Source organism: Vibrio sp. KUL70 (assembly GCF_059725515.1).
In genome coordinates, this window is the sequence record NZ_AP045834.1 from 380,587 (window position 1) to 407,044 (window position 26,458).

Below are 26,458 nucleotides of genomic sequence, written 5' to 3' on the forward strand. Positions count from 1 at the left end.
AGAATGAAAATAGGGAAAAAGTGGTTGTTCTTTCCAGCATTAGCGATAGGCATTGTCGGCTTAGTTGTTGCGATAAATCTCAAGCCTGATCTTCCAACCAAGCCTGCTGGCGATCGAGCCCGCTTAGTCGACATACAAGTGTTGGAGCCTCAATCTATCGCTCCCTTAGCGATTGGCTTTGGCAAAGTGGTGCCGAAAGTTGAGTGGAAAGCGATCGCGGAAGTGACGGGCAAGATCGTCTATCGCCATCCCGAATTGGAGAAGGGCAAAGTGATCCCTGCTGGTACAGAAGTGCTTAAGATTGATCCGCTCGATTATGAACTCAAATTGACCCAAGCTCAGGCCGACCTTAAATCTTCTCAAACCTCTTTGGCTAAGTTGAATCAAGAAGAGCAGAACCTAAACCAAACATTGAAGATCGAGAAAAACCGCTTAGTGATCAGTAATAAAGAGCTTAAGCGCAAACAAGATCTTCGTAAGAAAGGGTTAATCTCTCAGTCTGATGTTGATCTGCAAGAGCAGAGTGCGCTGTCGCAGCGCAAACTGGTCCTCGATATCGAAAATCAAATCGCATTAATGCCTGATGAGAAGAGAGTCGCTGAGGCGGTGATCAAAGTGAATGTCTCTAAAGTAAGAGAAGCAGAGCGCTCTTTGGAAAAAACCGCCATTACTCTGCCAAAAGCAATGCGTATCGCGCAGGTTGATATCGAGACCAACCAAGTGGTCAATCTTCAACAAACCATGTTTATTGCTCATGGTATTGATGTAATGGAGGTGGAGGCTCAGCTTTCAATTCACGATATGCAGACCTTGGCTTCGAGCTTAGGTGAATTCACTCGTGATGAGTCTGGTGTTCCTAACACCGATACTTCAGAAATCAGCGCTACGATTGAACTTAACAGCGGAAATTTAAATGCTGTATGGCCTGCACGAGTGGCGCGTATCAGTGAAACCGTGGATGAAAACCAAGCAACCGCAGGCGTCATACTAGAGATCCAGCAAGACTATGCACAACTTGATCCAAGTAGCTTGCCTCCTTTAGTAAACGGCATGTTCGTTAAAGCTTTGATTGAAGGTGCATCGAACCCTGCTTGGGTTGTACCAGAGCGAGCACTGCATGGCGATACTCTGTACTTAATGAACAGTGAGCAGCGCTTGAGTATGGTTCAGGTGGAAGTTTTATACCGCCGTGATAATCAGGTCGTGGTTCGTGGAGATCTCAAGCAAGGGGATAAGTTAATCCTCAATGATGTTCTTCCAGCCATAGAGGGTATGCTTCTGAGAGAAGCTGGCGATGATTCGGTCTCGAAGCAGGAGAGCGATTCATGATCAAGTTTTTCTCTCGACACCCAACCGCAGCCAACCTACTCATGCTGGGATTGCTGGTGCTGGGTTTTACCTCGCTCTCCAACATTAAGCGAGAAACCTTTCCTGAGTACGATCCTCCATACATCATGGCGGGTATTGTTTACCCCGGCGCTTCACCACAAGAGGTGGAGGAGAGCTTATGTATTCGTATGGAAGACGCCGTTGATGGTTTGGCGAACATTGAAGAAACGCAATGTGAAGCTATTGAAGGTAGCGCGCGACTGATCCTCAAGCTCAATGAGAAAGCGGATATTGGTCGTATGCTGGTGGACGTACAGACTCAGATTGATTCGATCAACGATTTCCCTTCAGAGATTGAATCTCCAGTCGTTCAAGAACTTGATTGGAATGAGCCCGTGGTTGATGTGGCAATCACTGCAGATACAACCTGGCCTGAACTCAAAGCTTATGCCGAGCAGTTAAAGCGCACCATGAAGCTCGACTATGGTGTCTCGTTGGTCGAGGTGAGCGGTTTTTCTGATCACCAATATCGGGTTGAGCTGGATACCCAAGCCATTCGTCAGTTGGGGCTCACCGTCAATGACATCGCCGAGCAGATTGGGCGTCAGAACGTTAAGCTGCCAAGTGGTAATGTCGAAACGCCGGATAAAAACTTCCTGATCCGTTTTGATGAGCGTCGAGTAACGCCACAAGAACTTGAAAGCATTGTGGTTGGCTCTGCGCCAAATGGCTCTGTGATTCGCCTGCGAGACATTGCAACCATCACAGACCGATTTGAATTGGATGAACAGAAAGTACTGTTTGATGGAAAGCCATCGGCTCTGCTTAAGGTCAGTAAAAACAAAGAAGATGATGCACTGCGTATCAAAGAGCGCGTGACTCAATTTGTTGAAGAGCAGAGTGTCATCGCCCCTGATGGTGTCACACTGCAAATGACCAATGATCTTTCGTCTGTGTTGTGGGACCGTCTGACGATGATGGTGCGCAACGGCTGGCAAGGGATCGTGTTGGTGTTCGCGACAATGTGGTTGTTCTTCAGCTTACGTTATTCATTTTGGGTTGCCGCTGGCCTGCCGGTTGCCTTTATGGGGGGGCTGTTCTTGATGGCGAACCTTGGGTTATCCATCAACATCATGTCACTGGTTGGTTTGTTGATGGCCATCGGTATCATGATGGACGACGCCATCGTGATTGCTGAATCGATAGCCTCACATCTCGACCGGGGGCAGAAGGTCGATGATGCTGTCTACAATGGAGTGAAGAAAGTTCTGCCTGGCGTACTCTCTTCATTCTTAACGACAGTGTGTATTTTTGGCAGCTTGTTGTTTTTAGATGGCGAGATGGGGGCGGTACTAAAAGCGGTGCCCCAAGTCTTGATATTGGTACTCTCGTTGAGTTTGATTGAAGCCTTCTTGATCTTGCCAAATCACTTGTCGCATTCACTGCATAAAGAGAAACAAGAGAAGCCTGCTCTACGTTTTAAAGTTGTGCTATTGGAGAAATTTGAACATTTCCGCAACACCACTTTGATGAACATGGTTGAGCGTGTTGTTTCGTTTCGATACGCCTTTATGGGAGGTGTAGTGAGTTTGCTGCTCCTTGCGAGCGCTCTGATTGCTGGTGGTATCGTTAAATTCCAGCCGTTCCCTGAATTAGATGGTGACATCGCTGAAGCTCGGGTGATTTTGCCGCCGGGTGCATCGCTGGCGCAAACTGAACGAGTTGTGGAGCATATCGTCTCTTCTGCCGAGCGTTTGAACTTGCAATGGAGTGATGAAGTTGAGGGCGGTAATACCTTAGTTGAACACATGACCAGCCAGTTTAATGCCAATGCGGATGCCAATGAATCCGGTCCACATTTGGCGACGGTACGTTTGGATCTGCGTGGTGCCGAAAGCCGAAATACGATTATCGATGACTTTATCGATGCTTGGCGTGATGATGTTGGTGAAATGGCTGATCCTATTTCTCTGGTTTTCAAGCAGCCCACGATGGGGCCAGGTGGACGCGCGATTGAAATTCGTGCCAAACATGATGATTTGCAAGAGTTGAAAGCGGCTTCGATTGATATCCAAGAGTATTTGAATCAGTTTGATGGAGTGCATGGCGTGCTTGATGACATGCGAATGGGTAAAGAGGAGATCTTAGTTAAGCTGAGACCGGGAGCAGAGACCTATAACGTCAACGGACAGATGATTGCGTCTCAGTTGCGTGCGGCGTTCTTTGGACAAACTGCGGATGAGATTCAGGTGGGTGTTGAGAATATCTCCATTGAAGTGCGCTTGGACAAGCAGCAAGCGGGCGATGTTCAGCAACTGGCGAATTTCCCAATCATCACTTCCGATGGTAGTCAGATCCCGTTAGCGACCTTAGCGACCCTCGATTTTCAGCGAAACTATGTGCGAATCCAGCGTATTGATGGTCTGCGTACCATCAGCATCTTTGGTGATGTGAACAACAAAAAAGCCAGCTCGTCAGCTATCTTGGCGCAGTTTCAGCGTGATGAAGCGCCTAAGTTGTTAAAGAAATACCCTGGACTGCGTTTTGACTTTGAAGGTGAGGCGAAAGATGCCGCTAAGACGGGTGCGTCTATGGGGAAAGGCTTCTTACTGGGCTTGTTTGGCGTCTTTACCATATTGAGTTATCAATTCCGCAGCTACTTAGAACCTTTCGTGGTGATGCTAGCGATACCTTTGGCTTTTATTGGTGTCGTGGTCGGACACTGGTTGTTGGGACACGCTCTGAGCATGCCGAGTATGATGGGCTTCGTCTCATTAGCTGGGATCGTAGTTAACGACTCGATACTCTTGGTGCAATACATCCGGCACCATGTGGATGAGGGAGACAGCGTGCATGACTCTGTAGTGAAAGCGAGTCGTGAGCGTTTCCGTGCCGTGTTCTTAACCTCGATGACGACTGCGGCAGGTCTGTTGCCCCTGCTCACTGAAACCAGTTTGCAGGCTCAGGTTATACAGCCACTGGTGATTTCAATCGTGTTTGGTATCTTCGCTTCCACGCTACTGGTGTTGTTTATGATCCCTGCGGCCTATGCGATTTTGGCAGACTTTGGTTTAGTGAAGAAACATGAGCCTCTCACTATCTAGTGAGCAGAATATGAACATGAGAAGCGGCGTTTGAGCCGCTTTTCTTTTATCTATAATTCACAGCCATGATGAATTACCACATGGATGAAATGTTCATTTTTTATCCGCAAAATCGTCACCATATTGTCATTTCTAACTTCTAACGTAATCCCAAAGCAATGATATAAGCTGAGGGAACACATGAGAACGATAGAACCTATTGTCCGCTGGGATGTGGCATTTTCTATGTTTTGCTTAAAGAGTCGTTATAGCAAGCAAACCGCGCAGATCAGTAAAGCAATATCTCACACTGGGGACGGACACCTATACCTTTTGTTTGCCATAGCTGCCCTGTTCTTAGATGAGCAAAGTGGCAAAGCGTTTCTTATGGTGGGCTTGGCGGCATTCGCCATTGAACTCCCCATCTATTGGTTGGCAAAAAATACCATCAAGCGCCGTCGTCCTGCCGAGTTTTCCACTTTCCTACACTCTTACATCGTGCCTTCTGATAAATACAGCTTGCCATCAGGTCATTCGGCGGCGGCTTTTGTTATGGCTACGGTCATTGGTCACTTTTATCCGCAGGTTTATTTGGTGAGTCTGGTTTGGGCAAGCCTGATCGCAGGTTCTCGCATCTTGCTCGGTGTTCATTTTCTTACCGATGTTTTGATCGGTGCGGCACTTGGTATTGCTTGCGCGAACCTTGCTCTAAATGGGCTGCTTTAGGCTCATCAACATTTCCTCCGATTCGAGAGTCTACAAAGGACCGAACATGAAAATACTCTATGGTGTACAAGGCACTGGCAATGGTCATATTGCACGTGCTCGGGCGATGGCGAATGCTCTGAAAGCGAAGAATGTGGATGTCGACTTTCTATTCTCTGGCCGTGAAGGGGACAAGTACTTTTCAATGGAAGCGTTTGGCGACTACCAGACTCGCCACGGCTTAACTTTTTTCAGTGAACAAGGGCAGGTGAAGTATGGCAAAACCTTCCTCAAGAATAGCCTGTGGCGTCTTGGTCGTGAAATTGCCGAGTTGGATCTCTCACACTACGACTTAGTCTTGAATGACTTTGAGCCAGTGTCAGCTTGGGCGGCTAAAAAACAGAAAGTACCGTGTATCGGTATTAGCCATCAGAATGCATTTCGCTTCGATGTGCCCAAGAAAGGAGGGAACTGGATTGAGCGTTCTGTGATACAGCACTTCGCTCCAACGGAACACTCTATTGGATTGCATTGGTATCATTTTGAACAGCCAATTTTGCCTCCGATCGTATATACGCCGTCTAACCGTGAAAAGGCGTCATGCGCAGAAAGGAACGCTAATTTCAGCCTGGTGTATCTGCCGTTTGAAGATTTGGATGATGTGACAGACCTTTTGACTAAGTTCATCTCTCACCAGTTCATTTGCTATCACCCAGATGTCATAGAGCAGTGCATCGTTGAGAATATTGTGTTTAAACCACTGAGCCACGATGGCTTTCAAATCGACCTGCAAGGGTGCTCTGGTGTTATTGCTAATGGTGGCTTTGAGTTGCCCTCTGAAGCGATGACTCTAGGCAAGAAACTGTTGCTTAAACCACTGGCGGGCCAATTCGAACAACAGAGCAATGTGGCGACTTTAGAGGCGCTAGGTTTGGCTCAGATGATGAGCTTCCTTGACCCTGCTGCCCTGCGTAGTTGGCTAGGGGAAAAACAAGCTGAAATGGTCACCTATCCAGATGTTGCGAGTGCGATTGTTGAGTGGATTTTGGCGAAAGATTGGCACTGTCACGAGCAACTAAGAAGGCAGTTATGGGAGAAGGTCGACTTTCCTAGTTATGCTTCTATCACTTGATTCATAGGTGAGGTTTTTGAATGCTCCACCCTATCAATTCATAGGCTCAATCATTTGTAACAAATGTAACTGAATGATTGAGCCGTCAAATAAGTCGTAAGAAAACCCCAAAAATCGTTATTTTATGTTTTTTTACAAAACCATAAGTTAATGATATTAAAAGAATAATTATTCAGTGAGGTAAAATAAAATTATTCTTTATCAATCTTGTTGGTAGCGTTCGATTTATTGGTTAATAGTAGATGTTATCCGAAACACATCGGCCAGATAAATATAAAAACTAGTGGTTATCTATTCCCACACTATTACCAATTTAACGCTGTCATATCGACGAGAGGCAACTTGAATGTTAGAGAAAAAAGACGCAATGAGTGCTATTGCAAGCTACAGAATGGAAAGCACACTTCGTGGAGTAGACTTAAACCTGTTGACGGTTTTTGATGCTGTAATGCAAGAGCAAAACATTACCCGTGCGGCGCACAATTTGGGGATGTCTCAGCCTGCAGTAAGTAACGCTGTAGCACGTCTAAAAGTGATGTTTAACGACGAGCTATTTATGCGTCAGGGTCGTGGTATTCAACCGACTCAACGTGCTCGTCAGCTGTTTGGTCCAATCCGCCAAGCACTGCAACTTGTGCGCAACGAACTGCCAAGTTCTGTCTTCTCTCCAGAGTCCTCTTCTCGTCTATTCAAGTTGGCGATCTGCAGCCCTTGTGACATGCGTTTTGCACCTAAGATTATGTCGACGATCAATGAGCTTGCGCCAAGTGTTCAACTGCACATGGACGCGGAGTTCGACCGTCAACTTTCTGAGCGCATGCGTTACCAAGAAATTGACTTCGTTATCGATTACGCTCGCTTCGATGAGCAAGGTTTCTCAAGCACAGAGATCTTCCAAGATGAGCTTGTGGTTGTCGCTTCAGCTTCACACCCACGCATCAATGGGTCGGTTACTGAGTCTGAGCTTCTTGAAGAGAAGCACGCAAAACTGTCTCGCATTCACGGTCAACGCAGCTTCTCTGAGCAAGCATACCGCGACCTAGACTGTACGCCTTACTATGAAGGCACGAGCCTAAGCAACGTTTTATATGTTGTTGGTCAGTCTGAACTCGTCACGATTGCCCCTCGTTGGATGGTTGAGCATGCAGCGAATAAAGAGCAGTTACAGATTCTAGATTTCCCATTCGATAATGCGGCAATCTCAGGCTTCCTAAGCTGGCATGAATCAAGCGAAAAAGACAAAGGACACATTTGGTTACGAGATCAACTCATGATGATCTGTGGTGAAGTAGTAGCACTTAACTAATCGCTGAACACCTTGATTTATAAGCCCTGAGCTACTTTGCTAGTTCGGGGCTTTTTCATAACAGAACGCCGAACTTCGTTCATTTTTCAGAGTTAAGTTTACTATTACTGATAACTTTGAGCTCCGTCAGTTGCCTTTTCCATGATCAGAGGTACACTTGTGCGCTCAAAAAAGCTTACAGGTGTAAGCCAAAGGTAAAGAGATGGCCAATTTAGACTTTCATATCGTAAAACGACTTCGCGAGCAGATTGCTCAGGGCGGCAACCGCACGGCTTTAAAGCATAAAGTAAATAATGTTTGGCAAGGCATTAGCTGGCAGCAATTTGGTGAACAGATCGATAAGCTGTCACTCGCACTATTGGCTCAAGGATTGAGAATCCAAGACAAAATCGGTATTTACTCAAACAACATGCCTCAATGGACTGTGGCAGACTTTGCAGCTCTACAAGCTCGTCTTGTCACTGTGCCGATTTATCCAACCAACACGGCGGCGCAGTCGTCCTACATTGTTCAAAATGCAGACGTCAAAGTACTTTTTGTTGGTGAACAGCCACAGTTTGATGCAGCAATCAGCTTATTTGACGAATGCGAGCAGCTTGAAGTCATTGTGGCGATGTCAGATGACATTGATACTCAAGGCTATGATTTTGCTATCTCTTGGCAAGAGTTCATCGAGCGTGGTCAACAAGCTCAGCAAGCGGAATTAGACGTTCGTCTTGCCGATGCGAATATGGATGATCTGCTGACTCTTATCTATACCTCTGGTACGACAGGTCAACCGAAAGGTGTCATGTTGGACTACGCTAATATTGGCTCTCAACTAGAAGGTCATGACGAGCGCTTAAGCCTAAGCAAAGATGATGTTTCCCTCTGTTTCTTACCGCTATCTCATGTATTTGAACGCGCTTGGACCTTCTATGTCCTTTATAAAGGTGCAACCAACTGTTATCTACAAGATACAATGCAGGTGCGTGACGCTTTAAGCGATGTGAAACCAACCGTCATGTGTGCTGTTCCACGTTTCTACGAGAAAATCTTCTCAGCGATTCACGAGAAAGTATCGAAAGCACCACTGATTCGTAAGGTTCTCTTTACTTGGGCTGTAAACATGGGCGCTAAATTGGCAGCGTGTCACCAAGAAGGTCGCACACCTTCTCTAATGTTGAAGAAGAGCCATGCATTGGCAGATAAACTGGTGTTATCTAAACTGCGTGCTCTGCTTGGTGGAAACATCAATTTTATGCCTTGTGGTGGTGCGAAGCTTGACGAAACCATCGGTCGCTTCTTCCACGCAATTGGCATCAATGTGAAACTTGGCTATGGCATGACAGAAACCACAGCAACGGTTTCATGTTGGGATGACCGCTGTTTTAACCCAGATTCAATCGGTATGTCTATGCCGGGTGCGGAAGTAAAAATTGGCGAACAGAACGAAATCTTAGTACGTGGTCCAATGGTGATGCGCGGCTACTACAAAATGCCAGAAGAGACCGCTAAGACGTTTGACGAGCACGGCTTCTTGAAAACGGGTGATGCGGGGCATTTCGATGAGAACGGTAATCTATTTATTACCGATCGCATTAAAGAATTGATGAAAACCTCTGGTGGTAAATACATTGCGCCACAAGTGGTTGAGGGTGCTATCGGTAAAGACCACTTTATTGAGCAGATTGCCGTGATTGCCGATACACGTAAATTTGTTTCTGCATTGATCGTACCATGCTATGACTCCCTAGAAGAGTACGCGAAAGAGCTCAATATCAAGTACCACGATCGTGTTGAGTTGATTAAGCATCACCAGATTGTTGAGATGCTAGAAAAGCGCGTTAATGACCTCCAACAAGAGCTGGCTAAGTTTGAGCAAGTGAAGAAATTCAAACTGTTGCCAAAAGCCTTCTCTATGGATGCTGGGGAACTGACACCGACTCAGAAACTGCGTCGTAAAGTGATTAACGATAAGTATCAGGACGAAATCGAAGAAATGTACACTGAAAAGTCGAAAGATAAGTAATTTTATCTAAGTTAACTTTTTGGTTGTTTAAAAATCCCCCTAGTCGTATATGGTGCCGACTAGGGGGATTTTTTACGTCACGACATCAGGTAAATGTGCGTGAGAGCACATCTTTAGCGTGGTGTTCACACTGAAAAAAGAGCGGTTATGAAATATTTAGAGTTTTTTTAACCACTACGGTTGGTGATTTGTTCTGCATTAAAAGTTCATAGTGGTATTAGATGAGGTTTTCTCTCTAAAACATGGTTATATCGAATAATTGACTGTTGAGGGGTGTTAGACCCAATGATAATAAAACGTTACAGTTGTTTCGTACCACTGCTTGTTGTTATCACGACGAGCAGTCATAGCCGAAAAAGTGGAAGTATTTCGAATTAGGCTACGAATAAGACCTAGACTATGTAAAAACCAGCCCTTCGGCTTACCCAACTGAAGGAAACTGGTAAAGGAGAGCAATATGACAACTAAGCCAGAGTGCGCCCAATTATCCGGCGCGGAAATGGTAGTTCAGTCCCTAATTGAAGAAGGGGTTGAGCAGATCTTTGGTTATCCAGGCGGTTCCGTTTTGGATATCTACGATGCCCTACATGCAAAAACTGACAAGATTAAACACGTATTAGTGCGCCACGAGCAAGCAGCGACGCATATGGCCGATGGCTACACGCGTTCAACTGGTAAGCCTGGTGTCGTACTAGTATGTTCAGGTCCTGGCGCGACCAATACCGTAACGGGTATTGCGACAGCGTACATGGACTCGATTCCAATGATCGTTATTTCGGGTAACGTACCGAATAACTTGATTGGTAATGACGCATTCCAAGAGTGTGATATCGTAGGTGTATCTCGTCCAATCGTAAAACACAGCTTCTTGGTAAAGAAAGCGGAAGACATCCCAGAGATCGTAAAAAAGGCCTTTTATATTTCGACCACAGGTCGACCTGGCCCAGTTGTGATTGACCTTCCTAAAGATGTACTTAATCCACAAATTAAGCTGCCGTACCAATACCCAGAAACGATCAAAATGCGTTCGTACAACCCAACGGTAACAGGCCACAAAGGACAAATTAAGAAAGCACTTAAAGCCCTTCTTGAGGCGAAGAAGCCAGTTCTTTATGTAGGTGGTGGTGCAGTTATCTCAGAAGCTGATAAGCAGCTGCTTAAGCTTTCCGAGGCACTAAATTTACCTGTTGTGAGTACGCTGATGGGTCTAGGTGCTTTCCCTGGTACACATAAAAACTCGCTAGGCATGCTTGGTATGCACGGCTTATACGAAGCCAACATGGCTATGCATAACGCAGACCTTATCTTTGGTGTTGGTGTTCGCTTTGATGATCGTACGACCAATAACCTAGAGAAGTACTGTCCAAACGCGAAGATCATGCACATCGATATCGATCCATCATCGATTTCTAAGAACGTGAAAGTGGATCTACCGATCGTAGGCTCTGCTGAGCGAGTACTTGAGAGCATGGTGAACCTGCTTATTGAGCAGGGCGGAACCAACGATGCGGAAGCTTTGGATGCATGGTGGGCTGAAATTAAAGTATGGCAAGACCGTAAGTGTCTCGCTTACGATAAATCGCCTGAGCGTATCAAACCTCAGCAGGTTATCGAAACTCTGCATAAAGTGACTAACGGCGATGCGTATGTTGCTTCTGATGTAGGTCAGCACCAAATGTTTGCCGCGCTCTACTATCCATTCAATAAACCACGCCGTTGGATCAACTCAGGTGGCCTTGGCACCATGGGCTTTGGCTTACCAGCAGGTATGGGCGTTAAGTTCGCTAAACCGGATGAAGAAGTGGTTGTTGTAACAGGCGATGGCAGTATTCAGATGAATATCCAAGAGCTATCCACAGCACTGCAATACAACATCCCGGTTAAGATCATTAACTTGAATAACCGTTTCTTAGGCATGGTAAAGCAGTGGCAAGACATTGTTTACCAAGGTCGTCACTCAAACTCATACATGGACTCTGTGCCAGACTTTGCGGCTATCGCGGAAGCGTATGGTCACGTAGGTATGCGTATCTCTTCTCCTGATGAACTTGAATCAGGTCTAGAGAAAGCTCTGGCAATGAAAGATCGCTTGGTATTCGTCGACATTAGTGTTGATGATACAGAGCACGTATACCCAATGCAGATCAAAGGCGAGGGTATGGATAACATGTGGCTAAGCAAAACGGAGAGAACATAGTATGAGACACATTATTTCGCTATTAATGGAAAACCAACCGGGTGCCTTGTCTCGAGTGGTTGGCTTGTTTTCTCAACGTGGTTACAACATTGAATCACTAAACGTGTCGCCGACAGATGACCCAACGCTTTCACGTCTGAACGTAACAACCAACTCAGATGAGATGCAACTAGAGCAGATCCAGAAGCAACTGCACAAGCTGATTGATGTGCTAAAAGTTCAAGAAGTGTCAGAACTTGATCATATTGAACGCGAACTGCTAATGGTTAAGGTACGCGCGAGCGGCTTTGCGCGTGCAGAGGTTAAGCGCACTGCTGATATCTTCCGTGGCCAGATTGTTGACGTAACGGCCTCTCAATACACAGTACAGATGGCGGGCACCAGTGAGAAGTTGGATGCATTTATTCAAGCGCTATCAGAAGTGACGGAAGTACTTGAGGTCGCACGCAGTGGCGTGGTTGGAATTGCTCGAGGAGAGCGCTCCCTAAAAGCGTAACAAAATGATAAGATAGAAAGCCGCATTAAGTGCGGTTTTTTATTTTGTTCATTTGTAACAATGATATAATTCTCGCAAAACTCCCCCCATTTTGAGCAATTAATGAGAAATAAAAAAACAATCGCTACGCTTCTCGTTATTTGCGTCACCTTCTGTGCTGCTATTGGATTGTATTACCAACAGCGCTATCAAGACGTCAAAAAGCAGAGTTACCAAAGCACAGCAAAACAAGCTCTTCATCAGCTTGTGTACGCTGAACGTGATTACAATGTGTTTAAAGACCAATTGGTCTCTATGATGCGATTGCTCAGCCACAGTCAAAGCTTGATTGATTTTGCGACTTCTCCCTCTCTTGAAAATAAGAAGCTCCTGGAAGAGGTTTGGAAGTCGTTATTGGTTAACCAAAGATGGTACACCCAGATCCACCTTCTGGATATTGATGGTCAAGAGACAGTAAGAGTTGATTATGCCTCACGAACAGGTACGGTTTCTTTGCCCACAAAACTGCAAGACCAATCGAATTATAGCTACTTTCACTACGCTCAAACGTTGAAGGAAGAAGAAATTGGCGGTTGGGGGATTGAGTTGGAAACTGAACACGGTGAACTGACTTATCCTTATACGCCCATATTGAGAGTGATGACACCTGTCCAAACATCAGAGCGTCGTGTCGGTTACTTAGTGATAAATCTCGATGTATGGGGATTAGCGTCACGCTTAAATTTCGCTCCTGACTTTGATTTTCGCGCTGAAGTGGTTAACCAATATGGTTACTACATAGCCAGTCAAAACAAGAACAAACTGTTTGGCGATTCGATTCCTGAGCGTAAAGAGTTCAATCTGGCCCATATTGCCCCAAAAACATGGCAAGCCATCTCCTCCGAGCGTGTGGGGTATGTGTTCGAAGATGGAAATCTATTTGCTTTCAATACCGTAGACCTTGCTCAGCAGCAGAAGATGCACTTAGTTATCCAGCTAAGCTCAGAGCAGTTGTTAGACAGAGCTGAACGCGATCTCCATGATTTAGCACAACAGCAGCTGATCGTTTTCTTTACTGTGATGGTGTTCGCCTTCCCGTTAGCCTATCTCGTGACTCACTATCGCAGACGTAGCTTAGAAAGCAAATTGGCTCGTGCTGCATTGAGTGGCATGTCGGCGGTGATGATCTCTGATAAGCAGCATCGCACTATCATGACCAACAATGAGTTTGAGAATATGACCGGCTACAGTACGTCGCAGGTTGATGGAAAAAATGCTCTGCAGCTCTTGTTAGAGAATAGTGAACAGCTTAATACCGTGGAAAGTATATGGAAACACCTTGAAGAGAATGATCTTTGGGAAGGTGAGGTGAGTTGTAAGAGCAAGCTTCGGATTCCTTTTACAGCGATCATGAGAGTGCAAGCGGTAAAGAATAATTCAGGTAAGGTGAGTTACTACATTACGTCGTTGGTGGACATTACGGTACGCAAAGAGCTAGAAGTGCGATTACGTATTCTCAGCGAGCGAGATTCACTGAGTAAGTTATGGAATCGTCGCAAGTTTGAAGAGCAGTTGGCGCAATATTCAAGAATGGTGGAGCGTTTCCCTAACGAATCTCAAGTGTGTTTAGCATTGATAGACATCGATAATTTCAAGCGCATCAATGATGAACTTGGACATGATGAGGGTGATCGTGTGATCGCTAGAGTGGCTGCGATCCTTCAGGAAAGCTTGAGAACCACAGACTTTGTCGCGCGCGTTGGTGGAGAAGAGTTTGCAATCTTAATGCCTCACACTTCGTTAGCCGAAGCGAGACGATTGTTGGATCGCTTACGTATTGAAGTTCAACTCTCTGAAGGTACGAAGGTGACAGTCAGTATCGGTTATACCGATCTTACAGCGAATAGCACCCACTCCTACAAGTGTGCGGATATAGGTCTTTACGAATCAAAGTCCTCCGGTCGAAATACTATCTCTGTCTGTTCCAGTCGGGCGGACATTGCCTAGTTTTCTCGTTGAGTTTGAGTGTCAGCCAAAAAAGTAGAACCAACCTGTCTTATTTTTGAGAGATATCCGTCACAATATCTGTACGATTAGACTAAAGTCTAATTTTTGTGCAAATTTGAACTAAGCTGAACAATAAGTAAACTACCTTGCTTCGCAGAGTTGGTGTTGCACTGACTCTTTTTGAGAGACCAGATCTCAAAAAAGGGATAACAAGGTTAACTTAATTCATCTGCTCAGTTTCATCGACTCTACCAGCAGAATTAGGTTAACAGGAGCAAGAGTTAGGGATTCATACTGTCTGGTGAAATGAGGCGTGGTATGTTTGTCGATTTTTTAGTGAGATTGACCATAGGTACACTAGTGATTCTAGGTTTTAAGCTTAGTGCACTCTATTTTTTGCCTATGGTGTTATTACTTAATACTCACCATAAAGAGTTTTTTGGGTGGTAAATAAGAAACGGAGCATTAAGCTCCGTTTTTGCGCTCTAAGGTATGTGGATTACGCAGGTTTTACGCCGCTTCAATCACTTTTTCAATACGTCTCATTGACCCAATTAAATGCTGATCAAGTCGTTCTGTTGCTTGCTCTGCGTCTTTCGCAAGTACCAATTTCATAATCATCTCATGCTCATTGATATTAAACAGCTCTTCTGACTCTGGAACACCGGCTAATGCTAGGAAACGGTATCGCTTCACTTGGTTAATCAAATCACTGAAGAATTCGAACATATTTTTTGAATCCGCACCTTCTAAAAGTGCCACGTGGAATTGCTGATGGCGCTCTTCCCACTCTGCACTATCAAACTCTTCAGCGCTGTTGTTCATACGAGAAAGCTTGTGGTAGGAAGTTAGGACTTCTAGTTCCCAGTTTTCATCTCCGGTAGCGATTGCTTTTTTCAGTAGAACAGAGGAAACCACGCGCAAGCTTTCATAGAGGTCGTTAAGCTCTTTCTTTGAGACAGGGGCTACCCAGCACCCTTTTTGGGGCTGAAGTGTTACATACTTGCTCCATGATAGTTGAACAAGAGCTTCACGAATCGGTGAAGCGCCGACGTTGTATTTCTGTTTTAGATCTGCCACAACCAATTTTTGACCAGGGAGTAATTCACCATTAAGAATATCTCGGCGAATCATCTTTGATACTTTGTCGGTGAGAGTGGGGCTAGACATTGTGCGACCTCATGTAATTTGAATTCTTAGCCTGTTAATTCAAATGACCTGAGAATAGAATTAACAGTACGCAGTTCTAAAGTTGATAATACAGCGTACTGATTATTGGGGCAAGACGTAATATATAAAAAAAGAGGGCCGAAGCCCTCTTTTTTATCTAACTGATGATTAAACTCTTCAGTCTTATAGAACGTGTACAGAAGCTGTATTTGTAGTGCCTGAAGCAACTAGAGCACCAGAAACCATAACTACGATGTCGCCTTTGCTACCGAACTCAGCGTTAAGAGCGTATTCTTTACCCATCTGGTAGAACGCATCTGTGCTGTCGATAGAATCAACAAGAACTGGGCGAACACCTTTAGTAAGAACAAGTTGTGCAGCTGTCTTCTTGTTTGTTGTTAGAGCGATGATGTTTGCAGTTGGGAAGTACTTACGTACAGAACGTGCAGACTTACCACCTTCAGTAGCAACGATGATTAGTGGAGCCGCTAGCTTCTCAGCTGTGTCTACCGCGCCTTTACATACTGCTTCAGTGATGCGTAGACGTGGGCTGTCTAGACGAGAACCTAGTTCAGCTTTAAGAGCGCTGTCAGTGCGGTTCGCGATTTGAGCCATGATAGTTACCGCTTCAACTGGGTACTTACCTTTCGCCGTTTCACCAGAAAGCATTACAGCATCAGTACCGTCCATGATTGCGTTCGCAACGTCACCCGCTTCTGCACGAGTTGGACGTGGGTTGTTGATCATAGAATCAAGCATTTGAGTTGCAGTGATAACCATCTTACGTGCACGGTTACACTTCTCGATCATCATCTTCTGAGCGAAGATTACTTCTTCAGCTGGGATTTCAACACCTAGGTCACCACGAGCAACCATGATACCGTCAGAAAGCTCTAGGATTTCGTCGAAGTTATCAACACCTTCTTGGTTCTCAATTTTAGAGATGATGTGGATGTCGCTACCGCCGTTCGCGTCTAGGATCTCACGGATCTCTTTAACGTCAGATGCTTTACGGATGAAAGAAGCAGCTACGAAGTCAACGCCTTGCTCACAACCAAACTTAAGGTCGTTCTTATCTTTTTCAGATAGAGCTGGAAGTTGAACAGAAACGCCAGGAAGGTTAACACCTTTGTTTTCGCCTAGTGCACCGTTGTTAAGAACTTTACACTTAACTTCAGTTTCAGTAGTAGAGATAACTTCCATTTCGATTAGGCCGTCATCTACAAGGATTGTGTTACCAACGTTTAGGTCAGCTGCGAAACCTGCGTAAGTTACTGCTACAGTCTCTTTGTTACCTACAACTGAAGTGTCAGTTGTGAAAGTGAATTCTTGACCAGCTACTAGATCTACGTCGTTGCCGCCTTCTAGCTTGATAGTACGGATCTCTGGGCCTTTAGTATCAAGAAGGATAGCCAGTTGCTTACCTACTTTGTCCATTACTTCGCGGAAGTTCGCAATACGAGTGCCATGCTCTTCGTAGTCACCGTGAGAGAAGTTAAGACGCATAACGTTCATGCCTGCGTTTACTAGTTCAGTTAGCTTCTCTACAGATTCAGTTTTAGGGCCAATCGTACATACGATTTTGGTCTTTTTCATGGAAGGTACTCTCCGGTAAGTTTTGTTACAAATTGAAATTTATCTGTTTTCTGAAGCGGCCTACCCATTTCGTCAGCATTTTGTGCCTGCTGCGATAATAGAGGGACTTATCAATTGCCCTTCAGAGTTGTAAGTCTTTCATCAATTTTAGTCATTTTATGACCAAATGATTTTGATTCAACATCGGTTTTCTGTGACTTACCCCAATTTATCAGGTGAAAGTTGCAGAAAAATAACGGTCATTTTTGTAATTTTTTTTCTTTTCGGGTGCGGATTCTACCACCGAATGAATTCAATATCACTGCTTAACAATTGTCTTAGGACAAGGTTTTAGCGCTATTTATTAATTTTTTGGATCGAAATAAATGGACTAAATGCTTTCGTTGTAACTATAATATCTTTCATATCGAAACTTATGGTTCATTTTTAAATGTCGAAACGAAATACTCAGCTCAGAAGGCACGCAATTTCTAATCTAGTTAACGAGAAAGGCGAGGTTAGTGTTGATGAATTGTCCGCTAAGTTTGAAACCTCGGAAGTCACAATTAGAAAGGATTTGGCCTCTTTAGAGAAAAATGGTCAGCTTTTGCGCCGATATGGCGGTGCTGTTTCATTGCCGAAAGAAGTTGTGAACGATGAGATAGGTAAAAAAGTTTCGACTCGAAAGATTTCACTGGCAAAAGCCGCGGCTGACCTAATTCGCGACCATAACCGCATTGTGATCGACAGTGGCAGCACTACCGGTGCTCTGATCGAACAGCTAAACAGTAAGCGTGGCTTGGTGGTTATGACCAACTCGTTGCATGTCGCTAACGCGCTAAATGAACTTGAAAGCGAACCTACATTGCTAATGACGGGCGGGACCTGGGATACACACTCAGACTCGTTCCAAGGTCAGGTCGCAGAATCAGTACTGCGTGCTTATGACTTTGACCAACTGTTTATTGGCGCTGACGGTATCGACCTTGAAAGAGGCACCACAACATTTAATGAGCTTGTCGGACTGAGTAAGGTCATGGCTGAAGTATCTCGCGAAGTTGTGGTGATGGTTGAATCAGAGAAAGTCGGTCGCAAAATCCCCAATCTTGAGCTGTCTTGGGAGCACATCAATGTCTTGATCACTGATACTGAACTGGCGGAAGAAGCCAAGCAGAGTATCGAGTCTCAAGGCGTACGTGTGATTCTTACCGAGCCAGTATAGAAACCAAATTTTAATTATATGCATTTAACTTCCTATAATTGATCTCTATGAGACATGGCCTTTGCTTGCTGCCAGATAGGAATAACCAAAAATTGATGGAGTAACATTATGTGTGGAATTGTTGGTGCAGTAGCACAACGTGACGTAGCAGAAATCCTAGTAGAGGGCCTACGCCGTCTTGAGTACCGTGGTTACGACTCTGCAGGTGTCGCGGTTGTGGATAGCGAATCCAACCTGACTCGTGTACGTCGCCTAGGTAAAGTACAAGAGTTGGCTGACGCGGTTGAAGCACAACAGGTCATCGGTGGTACAGGTATCGCTCATACACGTTGGGCAACGCACGGTGAGCCTTCTGAAGCGAACGCGCACCCACACATGTCTGGTGATATTGCAGTTGTTCACAACGGCATCATCGAAAACCATGAAGAGCTACGCACGCTTCTTCAAGGTCGTGGTTATGAGTTCACGTCTCAAACAGATACAGAAGTTATTGCTCACCTAGTTGAGTGGGAACTGCGCACGTCTGAGACGCTAGTTGAAGCTCTACAAAAAACAGCGAAGCAACTTGATGGTGCGTACGGCACGGTAGCGGTTGATCGTAAAGATCCTTCACGCATTGTTGTTGCTCGTTCTGGTAGCCCAATCGTAATCGGCTTTGGCGTTGGCGAAAACTTCCTAGCATCTGACCAACTAGCACTACTGAGCGTGACACGCCGCTTTATGTACCTAGAAGAGGGCGATGTTGCTGAAGTGACTCGTCGTGAAGTTAATGTATTTGATGCAAGCGGTGAGCCTGTTGAGCGTGAAATCGTTGAATCTAACGCAGAACATGATGCAGGTGACAAAGGCAAATACCGTCACTTCATGCAGAAAGAGATCTTTGAGCAGCCAACTGCACTGATCAACACAATGGAAGGTCGTATTTCAGATACAGCTGTTATCACCAATGCAATCGGTGTTAAAGCTGAAGAGATCCTAAGCAAAGTAGAGCACGTTCAGATCATTGCATGTGGTACCTCTTACAACTCAGGTATGGCGGCGCGTTACTGGTTTGAGTCTCTAGCGGGCGTAAGCTGTGACGTAGAGATCGCGTCTGAGTTCCGTTACCGTGACTTCGTCGTTCGTCCAAACAGCCTACTTGTGACGCTTTCTCAATCTGGTGAGACGGCAGATACGCTAGCAGCACTTCGCCTTGCGAAAGAGAAAGGTTACATGTCAGCAATGACTATCTGTAACGTAGCGGGTTCTTCACTGGTTCGTGAATCTGATTTTGCGTTCATGACTCGTGCAGGGACAGAGATCGGTGTAGCTTCAACAAAAGCATTTACTACGCAGCTTGCTGCAATGCTGATGATGGTAACGTCAATTGGTCGTCTACAAGGCCGTATCGATGAAGCGAAAGAGACTGAAATCGTTCAAGCACTTCACCAACTGCCTACAGACATCGAGAAAGCACTGGCGTTTGATAAAGAGATCGAAGCGCTAGCGACTGACTTTGCTGATAAGCACCACACACTATTCCTAGGTCGTGGCGAGTACTACCCAATCGCGATGGAAGCGTCTCTAAAACTGAAAGAGATTTCTTACATCCACGCAGAAGCATACGCTGCAGGTGAGCTTAAGCACGGCCCTCTCGCTCTGATTGATGCAGACATGCCTGTAGTGGTTATTGCACCAAGCAACGACCTGCTAGAGAAGCTGAAGTCGAACGTTGAAGAAGTACGTGCTCGTGGCGGCCTGCTGTATGTATTCGCGGATGAAGCTGCTGGCTTTGAAAGCGATGAGAACATGAAGATCATCAAGATGCCTCACGTAAGTGAAGTAACAGCGCCTATCTACTACACGGTTCCAATGCAGCTACTGTCTTACCACGTAGCGCTAATCAAAGGTACGGACGTTGACCAACCTCGTAACCTAGCGAAAGCGGTAACGGTAGAGTAAGTTAACTTACATCAATAAATAGACCAAAGCCCATCACGATGATGGGCTTTTTGTTTGTGCGCCGAGCATGGCGTTGATCTAGGAGGTGAAAGTCCTCTACGGGCTCAGTCGAGCGAGAACCGTTAGCCTATGCAAGGGTGTTCGCCGTGAGGTGAAATCTGAAGGAAGCAAATGGCAAAACTTGGTTGTGACGAACAGAAATCTGATAGTAGGCCTGTACAACTTGGGTAACCTAGCAATAGATAGAATAGCCCAATGCCTCGACGGGAAGTGTGTATAGGTAAATCAGGCACGACCAAGGGAAAGAGCAACGTCTTACCTCGGGAGATCTTATTGCTTGTCTCAGTTGAGACTAATACAGCAGTGATGTTGTGTGATGGGCAATGAGAAGTCAGCAGAAGGCATAGTACTTTGAGGAAGTACAACTCAAAGGAAGGCCTGAACTGAATATATCAAGAAGCAGTTACTATTTACTCAATGATGTGGAGTCATAGCAAGATGGAAAACATCTCTACGTCCCAATGGGCAATGCCGCAAGTAGAGCTCATGGTCACGAAGAATGACAAGCATGATCGGCGTAGAAAGGAGGACGAGTCTTGGTGACCCCAACTCCGCTGATGGAGCAAATCTGCTCTCCAGTGAATTTGAACCATGCTCTTCGACGCGTGAAGAAGAATAAGGGTTGTGCAGGTGTCGATAGACTCGATATCGAAGCGACTATCTGTAAACTTCGACAAGCTTCAAATGGGCAAGAGCTCCGGCAGAGTCTTCTGGACGGAAGCTATCAACCTCAACCAGTCCTTGGTGCAGAAATCCCTAAACCTAATGGTGGTGTAAGGCAACTAGGCATCCCCACGGTGCTTGATAGGGTTGTTCAACAGGCAATTACATCGGTGCTGACTGATATCTATGAGCCTAAGTTCTCCGCCAGCAGTTATGGGTTCAGGCCAAACCGCAGTGCGCATTATGCATTAGTGACCGCAAGCCGTTACATCAGAGAGGGTCGAGGTTATGTAGTGGATATCGATCTAGCGAAATACTTCGACACAGTGAACCATGATAGGCTGATGCACAGGTTATCTAAGGACATTAGTGATAAACGAGTATTAAAGCTAATCAGGGCATATCTACAGGCAGGCTTAATGCGAGATGGGTTAGTTGAACGAAGACAACGAGGAACACCACAGGGTGGTCCATTATCTCCGTTACTCTCCAATATCGTATTAGATGAACTGGATAAAGAGTTAGAGCGTAGAGGGCATAAGTTCTGTCGATATGCAGATGACTGCCAAATCTACGTTCGTAGTGAGGAAGCCGCCCATCGAGTCAAAGAGTCGATAACGGGGTTCTTGGAGCAGAAGCTAAAGCTCACGGTAAATCGTGAGAAAAGTGCAGCAACAAGAGTGACGGAGCGAGCTTATTTAAGCCATAGCTTCAAGAGAGACGGAACCATCCTGATATCAAAATCGGCACAAGCTCAAATGAAGAAGCGAGTGCGGAGAATAACGAAGCGAAATCGAGGTCGAGAGTTATCGGTAATAATCACCGAGTTAACCCAATACCTACGAGGTTGGCAGCACTACTTCAAGCTCGCCCTGCGTAAGAGCGCGATGCAGCGTTTAGACGAATGGATACGGCGTCGATTAAGATGCTACCGACTGAAGCAGCGCAAACGCAGATACAGCATAGCGACATGGTTACAGCGACAAGGTGTAACAGAGCGCAATGCGTGGAAGCTAGCGATGTCAGATAAAGGTTGGTGGCATCTGACGTTAACGCCTCAGGTGAATCACGCCATGCCAGTTAAATGGTTCAATGAGATGGAATTATACTCGTTACGAGACGGGTATGAGTCACTGAAAATATATTCGGAACCGCCGTATGCGACCTACGCTTGTACGGTGGTGTGAGAGGACGGAGGCCGTGAGGCCTCCTCCTACTCGATTTCGGTATTGAGCTATTGTTACTTGTGGTTGAGGTAGGCCTTGGTTGAGATGTTGGTCCACGCTCGGACTTTCTTTGCGTAATCCGCTTGAGAGTCGATGATTTTCTTCGCCAAAGGATCTTTTGCGGCTTGCTCAGCAAGCAGTTCGTCTGTAGCTGTGCGCATCGTTTGTAGCACTTCAGGCGGGAAGTCACGGACTTTAATGTCTGGGTACTCAGACTGCATCGTTGCCCAGCTATTAGCATTCGCATCAAGTGCTTGGGTATACATATCGAAAGCCGCCACTCGGAAAGACGTTTCTAAAATGAGCTGAAGGTCTTTGGGTAGCTTATCCCAAGTCTTTTTGTTCACTAAGAATTGAGTCTCTGATCCCGGCTCATGCCAAGCGGTGTAGTAGTAAGGTGCAATCTTTTGAAAGCCCATACGCAGGTCAAAGGCAGGGCCAACCCATTCGAGCGCATCAATCGTGCCACGTTCTAGAGAAGTATAAAGTTCACCCGGTGCAATATTGGTTGGCTTCGCACCTACCTTAGCGAACACTTCGCCAGCAAAGCCTGGAATGCGCATCTTCAAGCCTTTAAGGTCCTCGATTGAGTTGATCTCTTTCTTAAACCAGCCACCCATTTGAATATCAGAGTTACCACCTGGGAACGACAGTAGGTTATGTGGCGCGTACACCTCTTGCATTAGCTCCATGCCACCGCCTTGGTAAAACCATGCGTATTGCTCGGTCGTCATCATGCCAAATGGCATTGAGGAGAAGTAGAGCGTATTTGGCACCTTACCTTTCCAGTAGTAAGAGCTTGAGTGTCCTAAATCGTATTGTCCCGACTTCACCATATCGAACACGCCAAGCGGTGCTTTGTGCTTATTGGCTGAGTCGATGCGGATCTGCAGGCGACCGTTAGACATTTCATTAGCTAACTTGGCCATGTTCTTGCTGGCATCACCTAGGATTGGGGTATTCGGCCCCCAAGTTTCAGCAAGTTTTAAGCGATACACTTTTTCCGCGGCCTGTGCGGAGAGTGAAACGGTTGCGAGCAGCGCCACTGAGGCTGCTTTGATTAGGGGGAGGATTTTGTTTCGAGTCGTCATGAGGTTCCCATTATCGGCTGTCATTATTATAGGTTTGACTTAGATTCCCGAGTTCTTTCGACAAGGTCAATTAAGCTGATGTGGTGAGGCGCGAGCGATGACAGCCGTTTCGTTCAAGTTTAGGTTGAGTATTAAGATGTTTGGGGGAGATATGTCTCTCTTATGCAGAAAGATATCCTGATAGAAGGTAGGAAGTAGGGAAGATATCGTTATTGCTTAATTGATATACCAATCACAGAACGATAGCCTCAACAAATAAGCCAGCACGTGACATGCTGGCTTATGGTGTTGTTTGCTATCAGAACATAATGTCGTTTGTTATAGAAACATAGCGTTAAGCGTTCAATGCTTGTTCTAAGTCGGCAAGAATATCGTCGATATGTTCGATACCAACAGAGAGACGAATCATTTCTGGAGACACACCTGCTTGCTTCTGTTCTTGCTCACTTAACTGACGGTGAGTCGTTGACGCTGGGTGACAGGCTAGTGACTTAGCATCACCAATATTAACCAAGCGTTTGAAGATCTGCAGTGCGTCATAGAAGCGAACTCCGGCTTCATACCCATCCTTGAGGCCAAAAGACAAGATAGCGGAAGGTTTACCCTGCATGTACTTCTCAGCCAGTGGGTAGAACTCAGAGTCTGGCAAACCGGCATAGCTCACCCAACTCACTTTGTCATGCTGCTTGAGGTACTCAGCAACCTTGAGGGCATTTTCAGTGTGACGCTCCATACGCAGTGACAAGGTCTCTAAGCCTTGCATCAGCATAAAGGCGTTCATTGGTGAAAGTGCTGAGCCTGTATTGCGCAGCGGCACTGTACGCGCTCGTCCGATAAAGGCAGCTTCACCAAAAGCTTCGGTGTACACCACACCGTGATAAGAGGGCTCTGGTTGGTTGAATACTGGGAAGCGATCTTTATGCTCCGCCCATGGGAACTTTCCTGAGTCGACAATGACGCCACCTAGAGTAGTACCGTGGCCGCCAACGTATTTCGTTAATGAATGCACAACAATGTCCGCGCCAAAATCGATAGGCTTGCATAGCACTGGAGTTGCAACTGTGTTGTCGACGATGACAGGGACGCCTTGTGCGTGGGCAAGTTCGGCGACATGCTCTAGGTCGATGATATTACCAGCAGGGTTACCAATACTTTCACAGTAAACCGCCTTGGTGTTCTCATCGATGAGCTCAGCTAAGCTTTCAGGTTTATCGTCCTTAGCAAAGCGCACTTCAATGCCTTGGTTTGGCAGCATGTGTGCAAACAGAGTGTATGTACCACCGTATAGTTGAGGCGTGGACACAATGTTATCCCCAATTTGCGCCAAGGTCTGAATCGCATAGTTGATTGCAGCACTACCTGCACTCACCACTAAGCCTGCAATACCACCCTCAAGCGCTGCCATTCGTTTTTCCAACACATCATTAGTTGGGTTCATGATGCGGGTATAGATGTTGCCTGGAACTTCCAGGTTAAAGAGGTCTGCACCATGCTGAGCATCATCGAACTCGTAAGCCACCGTTTGATAGATAGGTGTGGCGACAGATTTGGTTGTTGGGTCAGTTTCGTAACCAAAGTGAATCGAGAGCGTTTCGTCTTTCATGTGTCTTCCCTGAGCAGTTGATGAAGTTGTGACCTTTCATAGTGCCGCCTTTTAAAACAAAAAAACGCAAATCAAGTCACAGGTAAGTGATTGAATACACCGTGCTGTGAAGAAGTATTGAGGAAACCGACTTAAAGATGTGGCAAATAGGGCGAGTAGAATTGGGAAAAGGGTAGAAAATTATTCAGGCCAGAAAAGCAAAAAGCCAGAGCAGCATAAACTGTTCTGGCTTTCATAAATTGGGTGGTTTCTTGGGACCGAACGATTATAACAGTGAGACTTAACTAGGGCGTGTTGATCTTTCGAGCTGGTTTTTGCAGCGAGTTGCTGGGTATTTATACAAGGCAGAGGCTTTGATGTGTAGCTAGCCTACATGAAAAGCCGATAACGCAGTAGAAATGACCAGCAAACGCTGCCCGAAGGGTTCGGCTAAAAGCGTTTTACTCTTTGTTGAGGGAGATTTGCTTAGAATGACTAGGCTACTTCTCCCTCGCCGCGATTAAAACGCTTTTGACTAGGCGTCCCCATCCGAACAAAATTCAACCACGAAAGGTCAACACGCCCTAATCAGTACAATAGTTTAACTTTGAAACTAAGCTAAGTTACTGTGTTAAGACCGTTCGCTCCACCTTGGTTTTTTTCGACCAATATCCGGCAAGTATCGAACCGCTGATATTGTGCCAAACAGAGAAAATGGTACCTGCAATAGCAGCAGTAGGTGCAAAAAATTTCATTGCAAGTGCCGTTGCAAGGCCAGAATTTTGAAGACCGACTTCGAAAGCAATTGTTCTGCATTCACTCTCTTCAAAACCTAACTTCTTAGGTAAGAAATACCCCAGAAATAATCCAATTGAATTGTGTATTACTACCGCTAACGCAACAACCGGTCCAACTTCAACTAGCTTCCCTGCATTTAGAGCAACAACAATCGCAATAATTAAAACGATTGCAATCATAGAGATAAGCGGTAAAACATCGGAGATTTTATCGAGAGCTGAATTAAAGAGACTGTTTAATACTATGCCAATAATAACTGGTATTAATACAATCTTGATTAGGCTAGTAATCATACCCATAACAGGAATATCAACGGCTTTACCTGCTAATAATTCAACTAGAAGCGGAGTAATCAGCACGCCAAGTAAGGTACTGATTGCTGTCATTGTTATAGAAAGAGCGACATCTCCTTTTGATAGGAAGCACATAACATTGCTACTTGTGCCGCCAGCAACACAGCCAACAAGAACTAATCCGACCGTAAGGTCTGCATCAAAATTAAGTGAGATGGCAATCAATAAAGCTACTAGTGGCATAATGGTGAATTGAAGCACAACACCGACTGCTACAGCTGAAAATCTATTTAATACATTAGCAAAATCAGAAAGCTTCAGAGTTAACCCCATAGCGAGCATTATTAAGGTTAATAGTGGAACAATAGATGTTTTTAAACCAATGAATAAATCTGGTTTAAAAAAAGCTGCCGTAGAAAACAAAACAGCCCATATGGGAAAAAGGTTAGTGATTACTCTGAGCATAACAAATCCATTTGCATAAAATTTCATAAAAAAAGCATCATAATCCACCTTGTCTGTATTTATCAACACTAGAACCACTCCTAGCGTTGAGATTATCGACTTCAGTATGAATACTAGTCCAATGATT

Annotated in this window: 17 protein-coding genes; 12 read left to right on the forward strand and 5 right to left on the reverse strand. The window is 45.4% G+C overall.

The annotated features are described in order from the left end of the window. Positions 1–3 precede the first annotated feature (3 nt). From AC6I7V_RS01760 to AC6I7V_RS01800, 9 genes are all read left to right on the forward strand, one after another. Positions 4–1,329 carry an efflux RND transporter periplasmic adaptor subunit gene (locus AC6I7V_RS01760; RefSeq protein ID WP_498011223.1) on the forward strand — a complete coding sequence of 442 codons (1,326 nt, stop codon included), beginning with the start codon at positions 4–6 and terminating at the stop codon, positions 1,327–1,329. After that, positions 1,326–4,433, forward strand: a complete 3,108-nt coding sequence (locus AC6I7V_RS01765; protein WP_498011224.1) for an efflux RND transporter permease subunit — start codon at positions 1,326–1,328, stop codon at positions 4,431–4,433. Before AC6I7V_RS01760 ends, AC6I7V_RS01765 begins: the two co-directional genes overlap by 4 nt. A gap of 180 nt (positions 4,434–4,613) precedes the next feature. Next, on the forward strand, positions 4,614–5,138 hold the full coding sequence (locus tag AC6I7V_RS01770; RefSeq protein WP_261882534.1) for a phosphatase PAP2 family protein: 525 nt from the start codon (positions 4,614–4,616) through the stop codon (positions 5,136–5,138). A 46-nt stretch (positions 5,139–5,184) separates the two neighbouring features. After that, positions 5,185–6,249 carry an MJ1255/VC2487 family glycosyltransferase gene (locus AC6I7V_RS01775; protein ID WP_498011225.1) on the forward strand — a complete coding sequence of 355 codons (1,065 nt, stop codon included), beginning with the start codon at positions 5,185–5,187 and terminating at the stop codon, positions 6,247–6,249. Between the two features lie 346 nt (positions 6,250–6,595). After that, positions 6,596–7,555, forward strand: a complete 960-nt coding sequence (gene leuO, locus AC6I7V_RS01780; protein WP_255231516.1) for a transcriptional regulator LeuO — start codon at positions 6,596–6,598, stop codon at positions 7,553–7,555. A gap of 202 nt (positions 7,556–7,757) precedes the next feature. After that, a complete protein-coding gene (locus AC6I7V_RS01785; RefSeq protein WP_255231515.1) occupies positions 7,758–9,566 on the forward strand; it encodes an AMP-dependent synthetase/ligase in 1,809 nt (602 codons plus the stop codon). Between the two features lie 457 nt (positions 9,567–10,023). After that, positions 10,024–11,763, forward strand: a complete 1,740-nt coding sequence (locus AC6I7V_RS01790) for an acetolactate synthase 3 large subunit (protein ID WP_255231514.1) — start codon at positions 10,024–10,026, stop codon at positions 11,761–11,763. A gap of 1 nt (position 11,764) precedes the next feature. Beyond that, complete coding sequence (ilvN, locus tag AC6I7V_RS01795; protein ID WP_032553060.1) at positions 11,765–12,259, forward strand: acetolactate synthase small subunit; 495 nt, start codon at positions 11,765–11,767, stop codon at positions 12,257–12,259. A gap of 102 nt (positions 12,260–12,361) precedes the next feature. Further along, complete coding sequence (locus tag AC6I7V_RS01800) at positions 12,362–14,245, forward strand: sensor domain-containing diguanylate cyclase (RefSeq protein WP_498011226.1); 1,884 nt, start codon at positions 12,362–12,364, stop codon at positions 14,243–14,245. Positions 14,246–14,755: 510 nt separating this feature from the next. Here the strand turns inward: AC6I7V_RS01800 and AC6I7V_RS01805 are convergent. After that, positions 14,756–15,379, reverse strand: a complete 624-nt coding sequence (locus AC6I7V_RS01805) for a GntR family transcriptional regulator (protein WP_498011626.1) — start codon at positions 15,377–15,379, stop codon at positions 14,756–14,758. Positions 15,380–15,598: 219 nt separating this feature from the next. Further along, complete coding sequence (gene pykF, locus AC6I7V_RS01810) at positions 15,599–17,011, reverse strand: pyruvate kinase PykF (protein WP_032553063.1); 1,413 nt, start codon at positions 17,009–17,011, stop codon at positions 15,599–15,601. A 430-nt stretch (positions 17,012–17,441) separates the two neighbouring features. Here pykF and AC6I7V_RS01815 point away from each other — a divergent pair, with 430 nt between their 5' ends. The 3 genes from AC6I7V_RS01815 (at position 17,442) to ltrA (ending at position 22,063) form a co-directional block, all read left to right on the forward strand. Next, complete coding sequence (locus AC6I7V_RS01815) at positions 17,442–18,212, forward strand: DeoR/GlpR family DNA-binding transcription regulator (protein ID WP_255231511.1); 771 nt, start codon at positions 17,442–17,444, stop codon at positions 18,210–18,212. 108 nt (positions 18,213–18,320) lie between these two features. After that, positions 18,321–20,153 (forward strand): glutamine--fructose-6-phosphate transaminase (isomerizing), encoded by a 1,833-nt coding sequence (gene glmS, locus AC6I7V_RS01820; protein ID WP_032553065.1) that lies wholly within the window; start codon positions 18,321–18,323, stop codon positions 20,151–20,153. Positions 20,154–20,770: 617 nt separating this feature from the next. Beyond that, positions 20,771–22,063 (forward strand): group II intron reverse transcriptase/maturase, encoded by a 1,293-nt coding sequence (gene ltrA / locus AC6I7V_RS01825; protein WP_498011627.1) that lies wholly within the window; start codon positions 20,771–20,773, stop codon positions 22,061–22,063. A gap of 53 nt (positions 22,064–22,116) precedes the next feature. Here the strand turns inward: ltrA and AC6I7V_RS01830 are convergent, their stop codons facing one another. The 3 genes from AC6I7V_RS01830 to AC6I7V_RS01840 form a co-directional block, all read right to left on the reverse strand. Beyond that, positions 22,117–23,193: a TRAP transporter substrate-binding protein gene (locus AC6I7V_RS01830; protein WP_498011227.1), complete on the reverse strand. Its 1,077-nt coding sequence runs from the start codon at positions 23,191–23,193 to the stop codon at positions 22,117–22,119. 334 nt (positions 23,194–23,527) lie between these two features. Beyond that, positions 23,528–24,796 (reverse strand): O-acetylhomoserine aminocarboxypropyltransferase/cysteine synthase family protein, encoded by a 1,269-nt coding sequence (locus AC6I7V_RS01835; RefSeq protein ID WP_498011228.1) that lies wholly within the window; start codon positions 24,794–24,796, stop codon positions 23,528–23,530. A 602-nt stretch (positions 24,797–25,398) separates the two neighbouring features. Continuing rightward, a complete protein-coding gene (locus tag AC6I7V_RS01840) occupies positions 25,399–26,331 on the reverse strand; it encodes a bile acid:sodium symporter family protein (RefSeq protein ID WP_498011628.1) in 933 nt (310 codons plus the stop codon). Positions 26,332–26,458: the final 127 nt, after the last annotated feature.